We start from the raw sequence: 13,226 nt of genomic DNA on the forward strand, positions 1-13,226 counted from the left end.
AGTGCAAAGAGTCTGTGACCCGGAAATGGGTTGCAGGCTCTTTTTGTATACAAATGCATAGGGATGCAGATATTCGCTGGAATATGGCATGAGAAATTGGCCCAACTATGGATAAACGCAGGCCACATATGGAATGATTTTCTTTTGTCAGCAATTAAAATTAGTTGTACTCTGACATAAAATGTGTATAATTATTCGAAAAAGAGATGAATTTTAACGTCATTACACTAAAGCTGTACTGCAAATCATTTCTTATCAGAGGTATTAAAAAGTTTAAATTGCGCTGATGTTAGGTCGGTGTTAAAATAATAGAACTATATCAAAAAACGTCGCTCCATATCAGCGGCCGTGCCAGCGGTTGCGTGTTGTTATACCAAGCTGTTTGCCGGATGATCCGGACCAGCTTCTCATGGATGGCCTCTGCCGCAATAGCAGCACTTATATGATTGACAGCCCTTATTGCTGTCGCCCTCGTTCATCCAGCAGGCGATTATTCATATCGAAAATGCCCGCTCCTCCCGTTTCATTGTTGCTTGTTGCCTATGTTCTTGATCTTTCCGAAATACTTCATTATAGAAAGGTTGCGTTCCATGAGACACATCGGATTACCTCCTAAACAGGGTCTGTACGACCCGCAGTTCGAAAAAGACGCATGCGGAATGGGTTTTGTTGCCAACATCAAAGGAGTACCTTCACACGATATCGTTAGTCAGGCACTGACCATGCTCAGTAACATGGAACACCGCGGAGGACAGGGCAGTGAGCCGAATTCCGGTGACGGAGCCGGTATCCTGATCCAGATTCCACATCGCTATTTTGCACAGGAAGCGGACCGTCTTGGTTTTGCATTGCCTGAACAGGGCTTCTATGGCGTAGGGATGCTGTTCCTTTCGCAGGACCCGGCCACTCGCAGCGCGCATGAAGAGAGCCTAAAGAAGATCATTGAAGAAGAAGGCCAGTCATTCCTGGGTTTCCGGGATGTGCCTACGTTTGATGAGATGCTGGGACGTTCTGCGCTTGCAGCGAAGCCTTATGTACGTCAGGTGTTCATTGGAAGATCGGCAGAAGTTAAGGATGAACTTGGATTTGAGCGGAAGCTGTACGTCATTCGCAGACGTGCTGAGCTGGCTATTCGTTATTCGGCGGATGAAGCAGAAGGTGGTTCATTCTACCTGCCAAGCTTGTCCTGTCGCAAAATCGTTTACAAAGGCATGCTGACAACTGAACAAGTGGGACAGTTCTATCTGGATCTTCAGGAAGATCTCGTGGAATCAGCGATCGCGCTTGTTCACTCCCGATTCAGTACGAATACATTCCCAAGCTGGGAACGTGCCCACCCGTATCGCTTCATGATCCACAACGGTGAGATCAATACGATGCGTGGTAACGTGAACTGGATGCATGCCCGGCAGTCGCTGTTTGAGAGTGAATTGTTCGGTAACGACATCTCGAAAGTGAAACCGGTTATCAATCCGGATGGTTCGGATACAGCGATGTTTGATAACACACTGGAGTTCCTGTATCTGAGCGGCCGTTCATTGCCACACGTGGCGATGATGATGGTTCCTGAGCCTTGGAGTACAGATGAGGGAATGGACCCTGCCAAAAAGGCATTCTATGAATACCACAGCACGATGATGGAGCCTTGGGATGGACCGGCAGCGATGGCCTTTACAGACGGTTTGCAGATTGGTGCAACACTTGACCGGAATGGTCTGCGTCCTGCACGTTACTACGTAACGAAAGACGACCGCATTATTTTGTCCTCCGAGGTTGGAGTACTTGATATCGCTCCTGAAGAAATTCTCTATAAAGATCGTCTGCGTCCAGGACGTATGCTGCTTGTTGATACACAACAAGGACGGATCATCGCGGATGAGGAAGTAAAAGCTCTCATTGCGGCCGAGAATCCGTATCAGGATTGGCTCGATGAGCATCTGATGGATCTGAATGAGCTGCCGGATGCACCTGAATTGCCTGATCCAAAACATGATAACGTGACCCAGCTTCAGCTGGCCTATGGATATACATTTGAAGAATTGCGCAAAGTGTTAGAGCCAATGGCTTCAACAGGGATGGAAGCTACAGGCTCCATGGGTTATGATGCACCGCTGGCGGTTCTGTCGGATCGTCCGCAGCGTCTGTACAACTATTTTAAGCAGATGTTTGCACAAGTTACCAATCCACCGATCGATGCCATTCGTGAAGAGATTGTAACGTCTACGGCAACAACGATCGGACCTGAGCGTAACCTGTTGAACCCTGAACCGGAGAGCTGTCGCCAGATTCGTCTGGATACACCGGTATTGTCCAATGAGGACTTCGCGAAGATTCGCCACATTCGTCGTCCGGGCTTCCGTTCGATGACGATCCCGATCTTCTTTACAGCGAAAGAGGGCGCAGAAGGACTCCGCAAAGCGATGGAACTGCTATTCGAAGCTGCAGACCGTGTCATTGACAAAGGTCATAACATTCTGATTCTGTCCGACCGTGGCGTGGATGCTGAGAATGCAGCTATTCCTGCATTGCTGGCGGTAGCAGGTCTGCATCACCATCTGATCCGTCAGGGAACCAGAACCAAGGTCAGCATTATGCTGGAATCGGCAGAGCCGCGTGATATTCATCACTATGCCTTGTTGCTTGGTTACGGCGTAAGTGCAGTGAATCCGTATCTGGCGTTTGAAACGTTGGATGACATGATTCAGCAAGGGCTGCTGCGTGGCATCTCGCATGAGAAAGCCGTGAAGAACTATATCAAAGCCGCTACCAAGGGCGTTATTAAAATATTGTCCAAAATGGGAATCTCGACGATTCAGTCTTATCGCGGGGCTCAAATCTTCGAAGCAGTGGGTCTGAAATCAGACTTCGTTGACCGTTACTTTACCTGGACACCTTCCCGAATTGGCGGGATTGGTCTGGAAGAAGTGGCTGCCGAAGCATTGACTCATCACAACCGTGCATTTACGGACAAAGATGGCAATGACAAAGTGTTGGACTCCGGCGGTGAATACCAATGGCGTAACGACGGAGAAGAGCATTTGTTCAATCCACAAACAATCCATACGCTGCAACATGCAGTGCGTACTGGAGATTACAAACTGTATAAAAAGTATTCCAAACTCGTGCAAGGCGAAAATGATCAGTTGCTCACCATTCGCTCCATGCTGAAACTGAAACCGGTCGGTCCTGCGATTCCTTTGGAAGAAGTAGAATCCGTTGAAGATATTATGCGCCGTTTCAAAACAGGGGCAATGTCCTTCGGTTCAATCAGTAAAGAGGCACACGAAGATCTCGCTATTGCGATGAACCGTGTTGGTGGTAAATCCAATACAGGTGAGGGCGGGGAAGATCCGGCTCGCTTCATTAAAGATAGCAACGGCGATTCTCGTCGCAGTGCGATTAAACAGGTTGCATCCGGACGTTTTGGTGTAACATCCAACTATCTGGTCAATGCCGACGAGATTCAAATCAAGATGGCACAGGGAGCAAAACCGGGTGAAGGTGGACAGCTGCCTGGACGTAAGGTATACCCTTGGGTTGCTGAGGTTCGTGGATCAACACCGGGTGTAGGTCTGATCTCTCCGCCACCACACCATGATATCTACTCGATTGAGGATCTGGCTGAGTTGATCTATGACTTGAAAAATGCCAATCCACGTGCAGAGATCAACGTTAAATTGGTATCCGAAGTCGGGGTTGGAACGATTGCGGCTGGCGTAGCCAAAGGTCGTGCCGATATTATCCTCGTCAGCGGTTATGACGGTGGTACAGGTGCATCCCCGCAAGGCTCGATTCGTCACGCGGGAATGCCTTGGGAGCTGGGTCTTGCAGAGACACATCAGACGTTGATGCTGAACAATCTGCGTGACCGTGTCGTACTGGAAACAGACGGCAAAATGCTGAATGGTCGTGACTTGGTCATCGCTGCTTTGCTGGGAGCTGAGGAGTATGGATTCTCTACAGCACCACTCGTTGCACTCGGCTGTATCATGATGCGTGTCTGCCAGATGGATACATGTCCGGTAGGTGTAGCGACACAAAACCCGGAATTGCGTAAAAATTACACGGGAGATCCTGCTCATGTCGTCAACTTCATGCGTTTTGTTGCTGAAGATGTTCGTGAAATCATGGCTGATCTTGGTTTCCGTACGATTCAGGAAATGGTGGGCCGTACCGATTGTCTCGAAACGGTAGAGGCTGTAGACCACTGGAAGAAAAAAGGTGTGGATCTGTCGGTATTGTTGCATGTGCCTGAAATGCCGGAAGGCTCTGCACGTTACCGTACACAGCATCAGAACCACCAATTGGAAGAGACGCTGGATATGCAGCAGTTGCTACCATTGGCTCAACCTGCGCTCGAATCCGGTCAACCGGTTGAAGCGGTGCTTCCAATTACCAACGTTAACCGTGCAGTAGGTACCATTTTGGGTAGTGAAATCACACGCAAATATGGAATTGCAGGATTGCCAGAAGATACGGTTCAATTCAAATTTGTCGGCTCTGCTGGGCAAAGCTTTGGGGCCTTTGTACCTAAAGGTATGACATTGACTGTTGAAGGGGATTCCAATGACTACGTAGGTAAAGGATTGTCCGGAGGTAAATTGATTGTCATGCCTTCACCAAAAGCCACATTTGATGCCGAAGATAACATCATCATTGGTAACACCGCTCTATACGGGGCAACCAGTGGTGAAGCCTATATTCGTGGTATTGCCGGGGAGCGGTTTGCTGTACGGAACTCGGGTGCCAAAGTGGTTGTTGAAGGTGTAGGCGACCATGGTTGTGAGTACATGACAGGTGGACGTGTCGTCGTTTTGGGTGATACAGGACGTAACTTTGCAGCCGGGATGTCCGGAGGTATTGCTTATGTTTATGATCCGAAAGGTACATTCTTGAAACGTTGTAATCTGGAAATGGTACTTTTGGAGCGTATCGAAGATGTTTCTGAGAGCGCAGATCTGCGGGGTATGATTCAACGCCACGTTGCGAATACAGGCAGTGCGGCTGGTCAGCGCATTCTGGATAACTGGCAGCAATCTGTAGATCAATTTGTTCGGGTTATACCGAAGGACTTCAAACGGATGACCGAGCAGATTGAACGGATTCAGGCAACGGGCTTGACCGGAGAGGCTGCTTTGCTGGCTGCTTTTGAAGCCAACATGCGTGAACTTGCACGTACAGGCGGTTAATCCATTCCTGTTCGAGTGCATGAACCGGTTGTATTAAGAATAATAGGAGCTTTATGGCGGCCAATGCGGCGTCGTAGAGCTCCTATTTGGTATTCGACAAAATTAGAACCCGCACAAAAAACGCTATCGCCATGAGACGACAACATTGAAGAACTTTCTCAAGTATAATAAGGCTAGTTTTGGAGTGCAGCGAAAGTATAAAGATAAGAGAGGTTAGCGGAATGAATATGAAGCATCCAAACAGGGGCGATCGTCAGCCGAAAGGTAAACCAGTCGAAGCAACCCAGATGGACATCATGAAAGTTTTACTACAATGCGGAATCGACCCGGAGCGTTGGAACCATTTCGCATCCTCCGACAAAAACAAGCGGGCTTGACAACACGATAAGCATAGAATAGATGGAGGGAAATCAAGACATAAAAAAGCCCAGAAACCGGAGAGTGATATTTCTCGGTACTGGGTCTTCTTTGCGGGTTTAATCCATACTGCGTTCCATGCGGACAAAAGCAATAAAACGACGTGCCTCTTCTTCTGTTAAGGGTTTGCCATCAATCATCAGGCCGAAGCGTTCCAGCACTTCCTTATCCGATAATTCAAGGGCGTCCACGAATTCCCTTACGTCCTCATCCATCACGACATCACTTTGTTTCGTCCGTCCAATGAGATAATCAATGGATACGCCAAAGATGTCAGCAAGTCTCGTTAACACTTCGAAATCCGGTTTACGTCGGTTTTTCTCGTAGTGGGAGAGAGCAGCTCTCGTAATATGAATGGAGCTCGCAAGTTCTTCTTGAGTAAGTCCCCGCTGTTCCCTTAATTCAGCAATGCGATTTCCGTAGCTCATATGCTATTTCCCCCTGAACGCCATCAAATATATATTGAAACAATCCTGAGCCAAGTGTTTGATCAGGGCAGCTTTCCTGCATCATCGTAACGCCTTATTAGTCCTAGTTGTATATAGGTCTGTCTAAGGACATCTCATATTGTCGTAAATCAAAAGAACCATGTCCAAATACTGCTTGACATGATACAAATTGTATCGTAAATTGAACGTATGGAGTTACAAAATGTATCATTTGGGATATTTTAAGTATGACCACGTTGCCTAGCCAATATACCTGTGAGAAGGAGTATAGGCAACTCTTGCAAGCTAATCCATTCTAAAGGAATGAAGCCATGAATTCAATGATTCAGGAATGGGCGGATCTCAAATTAAATGTCCATATGTACATTCAGGAGTTTCAAGGCAAATGGGTAGACCGCAAAAGACGCCCAGTTCTGTTGCTTGGTATGGACACACGAGCGATCACCTTCCTGAGCGACCTGGACTTGCCAATATTACCAGAGATGCTGATTGGTTTGGATGTAGAAGATAGCCATGTATGTGTAAGACTCCACGCAAGGTTGCAATGGAAACAGCCCTTCGGTGAGCTCACATTGTATCATTCAAACTTGCATATTCAGCAAGAGCAGACACTATATATAACTGGACAGTTAAATACAATGATTCGAGAAGTTCAGTTTCCGACCGTTTCCCGGTTCCAGTATGAGAAGGCATCGGAACAACCTAATTTGCAGGAAACCTATCATTACATTGATTTTACCATATGAGTTGAACACATTCTAAACATATTCTGAACAAGCATGTACTTAACGCCATTTTACTATATTTCATAGCGTTATGCATTAGTTCTTTAACACCAAAAGCATTTGCGCACTGAATAAAGAGGCGAGGGGGATCATACATTGAGGAAGTTTGGATATGGTTGAAATGCACTGCCACATTTTATCCGGTCTGGATGATGGCCCTGTTCATATGGAACAGTCCATTGCGATGGCTGAGAAAGCGGCAGCCTCAGGAATTACCTCCATCATTGCTACTCCGCATCACCTGAACGGGCAGTACAACAATAAACCCAACGTGGTCAATCAGGCAGTGGACCTGCTACATGCAGAACTTCGCAAACGCAACATTCGCTTGGAGATCCGTCCCGGACAGGAGATCAGGGTGCATGACAACCTGATTGCAGACTTATACGCAGGAAAGTGCTGCACACTCGCCGGGAGCCGATACATGTTGCTGGAATTGCCCTTTGGTCATATCCCCTCGCAGTTCCCCGGGATACTCCAAGAACTTAGGTTGGCGGGTATCATTCCTATTATTGCTCATCCCGAACGAAATCGTCCAATCCAGAACAATCCCGATTTATTGGTTGAATATCTTGGGCAAGGTGCTCTATGTCAAATTACGGCTCAATCGGTTATGGGACTTTTCGGGCGAAAAGTTCAGAAATGGTGTTTCCATTTTTGCAAAGAAAACGGATTTCATTTCATTTCATCGGATGCCCATAATATGGAAAGACGAACGTTCTCGATGAAAGCCGCATATCACCTGCTTGAACGCCGATTTGGAAGTCACCTGGTTCAAAATTTGCAAAATAATGCTTGGTCAGTATGGAACAATCAAATTATAGAGCCGGAAGAACCCGTAATTATGAAGCGTAGATTGTTGTTCTGGTAACCAGCACTATCTTCATCATAATTTGCTGACTTAAATGGGAGGAATACGAGATGGAGCTAAAAGAGTATATGCAAATTTTGCGCAAACGAATTTGGATCATCATTGCCTTTGTTGCAGTTGCTTGTATAGGGGCAGGTGTTAAAAATTATTTTTTTACTGTTCCTGTTTATGAGGCTAACGCCAAACTAATCGTGAACCAGGCTTATAATGCTCAAGGTGTACCGACCCTGGATATTAGTTCAATTCAAACCAATATTAAAGTGATTAATTCCTATATCGAAATTATTAAATCTTCAGCAATCCTCGATAAAGTTGCTGCTACATATCCCGATCTAGGCATGAGCGGGAATCAACTGGCACAGATCATCCAGGTAACGACTGCGAACGAATCCCAGGTTATGAGTTTGACCGCCACTGGTTTATCTTCTGAAAAAGCAGCGAAAACGGTAAACGCGGTTGCCAAAGTGTTTAAATCCCAAATCCCCGTAATTATGAAAGTTGACAACGTAACCATTCTGAGTGAAGCCAAGCCTACAGATTCCTCCAGACCCATTAATGTCAATCCCGTTTTAAACATCCTTATCAGTTTCCTTGTTGGACTTCTGCTAGCTATAGGGTTTGCATTCCTGTTGGAATACCTGGACGATACTTTGAAAACAGAGGATGAACTGGAAAAAGAACTGGGTATACCTGCACTTGCCGTCATCTCTAGAATCAGAAAAGAAGAAGCGCGTTTCTCCAAACAGTCAACAACATCTCAAAAACAGGTAGGTGATGGCCAGTATGCCACGGTTAACCAATGATAAAGGGAGCCTAGTAACAATGGCTAATCCCAAGTCTACTTCATCTGAGGCGTATCGAAAGTTGAGAACCAATATCCAGTTCTCATCTATTGATAGTCAGATCCAAACCATCATGATTGCTTCGGCGTTGTCCGGTGAAGGGAAAACGACAACAATAGGCAATCTGGCAGTTACTTATGCGCAAGAGGGGAAAAAGGTTCTGCTTATGGATACGGACTTACGTAAACCTGCGGTGCATCGCATGTTTAATGTTCCTAACCATGTGGGGCTGACAAGTGTATTATCCAGCCAATATAAAGTTACGGAAGTACTTCGGGAAACCGGAGTGGAAGGGCTGCATGTTCTGTCTTCTGGCCCTATTCCTCCTAATCCTTCAGAGATGATTGGATCTCGTAAAATGACGGCTTTGCTCCAGGATTTGAAGGAAGAATACGATGTGATTTTATTTGATACACCTCCTGTTCTGGCAGTTACGGATGCTTTAATTATTAGTTCATTGTGTGATGGTGTCATTCTTGTCGTGAGCGCGGGCAAGGCGAAGAAGGATCTCGTTAAAAAGGCAAAGGCCCATCTTGAACATGTGAACGCGCGTATTCTCGGAGCTGTCTTGAACAATGTGCAGCTGCCTAAAAGTCGGACTTCTTATTATGGGGGAAATGCATAACGAATGTGCGCATTAAATTAAAGAGAATATTGTCAAGGTGATGTCTACTATACCTTTATCAAGGTAGGCACTCGGTCACACTGTGGGTAGTGTACCTTAGACGTATATCGTCAAGGGTGTGACGTGAGGATGGGTTTGATGCCCTTTTATGAAATTAAAAGTAAGAATTGCATCAATTTATTTCATGGTTTCATGGATTTAAATGATCCAACTCATGCTTTTAAACATAAAAAATAATAATGGATAGGGTGGTATTTATGACTAAAGTGAGGAAAGCAATCATTCCCGCAGCCGGCCTGGGAACCCGATTTTTACCCGCTACAAAGGCAATGCCTAAAGAAATGCTCCCTATTGTGGATAAACCGACCATTCAATACATCGTTGAAGAAGCTGTAGCTTCCGGAATCGAGGACATTATTATTGTAACGGGCAAGGGGAAACGAGCGATTGAAGACCATTTCGATAGTGCGTTTGAACTGGAGCAAAATTTGCTCGAAAAAGGAAAGCTCAGCTTACTGGAAGAAGTCCGGAAGTCCTCCAACGTTGATATTCATTACATAAGGCAGAAGGAAGCGCTGGGACTCGGGCATGCGGTATGGTGTGCTCGGAACTTTATTGGCAATGAACCGTTTGCTGTATTGCTCGGCGATGATATTGTGGTTTCTGATGTGCCGTGCACGAAGCAACTCATTCAGCAATATGAGAAGGTCAACCAGTCTGTACTCGGTGTGAAAACAGTAAGTCCAAGTGAAACCTACCGCTATGGAATTATTGATCCCCTGCATACAGAGGGACGCTTATCCTCTGTGAACAGCATGATTGAGAAACCCACGTTGGGTACAGCACCTTCCAACTTGGCTATTATGGGCCGTTACATTTTGACACCTAAAGTTTTTGAGTATCTGGAAGAACAAAATGTGGGTGCGGGTGGTGAGATCCAACTCACGGATGCGTTGCAAATGCTGAATCGGGATGAAGGAATTAGTGCTTATGATTTTGAAGGCTCACGGTTTGACGTGGGTGAGAAGCTGGGCTATATTCTGACCACACTTGATTTTGCTCTCAAAAACAAAGAATTGCGTGCGCCAGTCCTGATGGCGATAGAAGAGATTTTGATGAAGGAACAATTGAACCAATTGCTTGTAGCAGGAGGGGATAGTCTGTGAAACTTTCAAGACCGGAATATGTTGGGAGTGGAGAAGCCCTTGCTAAGGATGGCACTTCGGCAGTATTGGAACAGCCTTACTCGCAGCGTGTTGGCGGATATGCTGACGTAATAAAACCGTTTATCGATTTTATTATTGCGGCAGTGCTGTTGCTGATTACATCACCGGTCATGCTTATTGCAGCAATTATGATTAAGTTTGATTCCAAAGGACCTGTAATATTCAGACAAGAACGTTACGGGAAAAACGGAGTTAAATTTAGTATTTATAAATTCAGAACGATGCGTACGGATGCGCCCAAATATGGCGTATCTCCAACAACAAGCGATGATCCGAGAATTACACGGCTGGGTAGATTACTTCGTAAAACTAGCCTGGATGAGCTGCCACAATTGCTTAATATTATCAAGGGTGACATGAGCTTCATAGGTCCCAGACCTGAAATGAAGCGAATCGTAGAAGAAAGCTACACGGATCTGGAGCGCAGACGTTTTCTGGTGAAACCGGGGATTACTGGATTATGGCAAGTAAGTGATGTTCGCAAGGAACCGATTCACCATAATCTGGAATATGATTTTCACTACATCTCTAACGTCTCTTTGAAGATGGATATAATCATCATTTTTAAAACCGTTGGCGTTATGATTAAAAGTAATACATTTTGACCTACTCATTAGATAATATGGAGTGTGATCGCATTGAAACATATTGTAGTGACGGGTGCAGCCGGTTTTCTGGGTTCCCATCTAGTCAAATCATTGATTGATCAAGGACATCGGGTTACCGGAATAGATAACCTTTCGACAGGCGTTTCTCAAAATCTGCAAGAGGTGGCTAACAGCCCCCTCTTTTTTTTCCATGAAGCCGACGTCACGCTGCCCGATTCACTAGATTTTCTGGTAGATCAGCCAGTGGATGAAGTCTATCATCTGGCTTCACCTGCTTCACCCAAATTCTATCAGGCAGATTCGATCGGTACGATCTGGGTGAACACTCGAGGAACCTATCATTTGCTGGAGCTGGCCCGTATCAAAGGAGCAAAGTTCCTGTATTCAAGTACGAGTGAAGCATACGGAGATCCCGAAGTTCATCCACAGCCCGAGAGTTATCGCGGTAACGTGAACACTTGGGGACCAAGAGCCTGTTATGATGAGGCCAAGCGTTTGGGCGAAGTTTTTTGTTATGAATACTACACGAAACACAGTGTTACCGTGAAGGTAGCTCGTATTTTTAATACGTATTCCTCAGGACTTCGGAACGATGATGGCCGTGTTATTTCTAACTTTGTGACACAGGCACTAACAGGTGAGGACATAACGGTGTATGGAGACGGATCACAGACACGCTCGTTCTGTTATGTGGATGATAACATTCGAGGACTACAACAACTGATGGCTGTAGATAGAGCAAATGGGGAAATTATCAACATTGGTAATCCCACGGAATATAGCGTACTGGAAGTTGCTCGTTTGGTAAAAGAGCTTACGCAATCAGACAGCAATCTCGTTTTTTTACCTTTGCCAGAAGATGACCCTAAGGTAAGACGTCCGGTCATTGACAAGGCTCGAGAAATTTTAAATTGGGAACCTGAGATTGGCTTGGAAGAAGGATTAAAACTTACGATCGACCATTACCGCGCGATGCTGCTGGGAACCTCATAAAGCTGATTAAAGTGAGTTGAGAAGAATGGAAAAAGTATTAATTGCTCACAGTTTGTATCCACCCCATATCATTGGGGGCGCAGAGATATCAACACAAATTCTGGCGCAGACGATGAATCGTCATTATGATGTCAGAGTCATTACTGTAGGTGGACACGAAAAAAGGGAAGTACGTACAGAGTTGATTAACGGGATTGAAATCTCGCGGCTGCCCTATAACAATCGGTACTGGATCGGGAATTCTGATAAGGAAGTATCTACAGTTAACAAGGTGGTCTGGAGAATTCAGGATATTTTTAATATCAGGCAATACAAGTACATCAAACAGTATCTCACACAGACACGACCGGCAGTTATTCATACACAGAATATCCCAGGTCTTAGCTTGGCGATCTGGAAGGCTGCACATGAATTGCATATTCCGGTCGTGCACACGCTGCGCGACTTCTCGCTAATTGATCCTATTAAAATATCAGCGTACTCCAGGATATATAGACAAATATCAAGAAGATATAGCCGAATGGTTTCGTCGGTCATTGGTATATCCAACCATATTCTTGGGAGCCATACAGCGCTTGGTTTCTTCGAACGCTCCTCGAAACGAGTCATTCATAACATCGTAGAGGAGAATACCAAGGTCCAGCAGTTGTATACACAGAAGCAGGTTAACCATAACAAGCCGCTGAATATTGGCTATTTCGGACAATTAACGGAAGTGAAAGGCGTTCAATATTTAATTGATGCGGTCAAGAGTCTTGGACATATTGTAGGGAATTTGTACATTTATGGGGACGGTCCACTGCTGCCTCATTTGAAACAACTGGCTGGGTCAGATCAGCGAATTGTTTTCAAAGGTAAATTGGATAAATCCCAGATTGCCTATCACATGAAAGAGATGGATCTTACCGTGGTTCCCTCTACGTGGGATGAGCCTTTTGGAAGAGTGGTTATTGAGTCTTATCAGGTGGGTACCCCTGTATACGCATCGCGTGTGGGAGGCATGGCGGAGATTCTGCTGGATACGGAGACGTTTTCATTTCCTGCGCACAGTTCGGATGCTATTGCCCAAGCAATTGATCAATATTATCATCTGCGAGAACAGGAAAAGGTTCAATTGAAGCAGCAATGTTACGCACATAGTCAGACGTTTAATGAATCCTACCTTCTAAAAGAGCATATTGAGATATACGAAAAGTTAATCAGGCGTGGAGGGTAATATAC

General features: G+C 45.5%; 11 protein-coding genes. 10 read left to right on the plus strand and 1 reads right to left on the minus strand.

Features of this window, described 5'->3' with window-relative positions; translation table 11 throughout:
• Positions 1–590: 590 nt before the first annotated feature.
• Positions 591–5,189, plus strand: a complete 4,599-nt coding sequence (gltB, locus tag ACFVQB_RS12550) for a glutamate synthase large subunit (RefSeq protein WP_379439003.1) — start codon at positions 591–593, stop codon at positions 5,187–5,189.
• Between the two features lie 221 nt (positions 5,190–5,410).
• Positions 5,411–5,566: a hypothetical protein gene (locus ACFVQB_RS12555; protein WP_379439006.1), complete on the plus strand. Its 156-nt coding sequence runs from the start codon at positions 5,411–5,413 to the stop codon at positions 5,564–5,566.
• Positions 5,567–5,665: 99 nt separating this feature from the next.
• Here the strand turns inward: ACFVQB_RS12555 and ACFVQB_RS12560 are convergent, their stop codons facing one another.
• Positions 5,666–6,034, minus strand: a complete 369-nt coding sequence (locus ACFVQB_RS12560; protein WP_024632898.1) for a helix-turn-helix domain-containing protein — start codon at positions 6,032–6,034, stop codon at positions 5,666–5,668.
• 332 nt (positions 6,035–6,366) lie between these two features.
• On the opposite strand from ACFVQB_RS12560, the gene ACFVQB_RS12565 reads away from it, so the two are divergent.
• The 8 genes from ACFVQB_RS12565 to ACFVQB_RS12600 all read left to right on the plus strand — a co-directional run bounded on the left by ACFVQB_RS12565 (position 6,367) and on the right by ACFVQB_RS12600 (position 13,221).
• On the plus strand, positions 6,367–6,801 hold the full coding sequence (locus ACFVQB_RS12565; RefSeq protein WP_379439009.1) for a hypothetical protein: 435 nt from the start codon (positions 6,367–6,369) through the stop codon (positions 6,799–6,801).
• A gap of 151 nt (positions 6,802–6,952) precedes the next feature.
• Entirely contained in the window at positions 6,953–7,711 is a 759-nt protein-coding gene (locus tag ACFVQB_RS12570) for a tyrosine-protein phosphatase (protein ID WP_379439012.1), read from the plus strand.
• Between the two features lie 50 nt (positions 7,712–7,761).
• Positions 7,762–8,514 carry a YveK family protein gene (locus ACFVQB_RS12575; protein ID WP_379439014.1) on the plus strand — a complete coding sequence of 251 codons (753 nt, stop codon included), beginning with the start codon at positions 7,762–7,764 and terminating at the stop codon, positions 8,512–8,514.
• Positions 8,495–9,178, plus strand: coding sequence for a CpsD/CapB family tyrosine-protein kinase (locus ACFVQB_RS12580; RefSeq protein ID WP_379439017.1), 684 nt, complete (start codon positions 8,495–8,497; stop codon positions 9,176–9,178). The genes ACFVQB_RS12575 and ACFVQB_RS12580 overlap by 20 nt, the downstream gene beginning before the upstream one ends.
• A 257-nt stretch (positions 9,179–9,435) precedes the next feature.
• The gene (galU, locus tag ACFVQB_RS12585; RefSeq protein WP_379439020.1) at positions 9,436–10,344 is read left to right on the plus strand and encodes a UTP--glucose-1-phosphate uridylyltransferase GalU; all 909 of its coding nucleotides are present in this window, start codon (positions 9,436–9,438) and stop codon (positions 10,342–10,344) included.
• Complete coding sequence (locus ACFVQB_RS12590; protein WP_379439022.1) at positions 10,341–11,009, plus strand: sugar transferase; 669 nt, start codon at positions 10,341–10,343, stop codon at positions 11,007–11,009. The genes galU and ACFVQB_RS12590 overlap by 4 nt, the downstream gene beginning before the upstream one ends.
• A gap of 33 nt (positions 11,010–11,042) precedes the next feature.
• On the plus strand, positions 11,043–12,005 hold the full coding sequence (locus tag ACFVQB_RS12595) for an NAD-dependent epimerase/dehydratase family protein (RefSeq protein WP_379439025.1): 963 nt from the start codon (positions 11,043–11,045) through the stop codon (positions 12,003–12,005).
• Between the two features lie 25 nt (positions 12,006–12,030).
• The gene (locus tag ACFVQB_RS12600; protein ID WP_379439027.1) at positions 12,031–13,221 is read left to right on the plus strand and encodes a glycosyltransferase family 4 protein; all 1,191 of its coding nucleotides are present in this window, start codon (positions 12,031–12,033) and stop codon (positions 13,219–13,221) included.
• The last annotated feature ends 5 nt before the right edge of the window (positions 13,222–13,226 follow it).

The organism is Paenibacillus sp. NPDC057886, assembly GCF_042796655.1.
Classification (GTDB): Bacteria; Bacillota; Bacilli; order Paenibacillales; family Paenibacillaceae; genus Paenibacillus.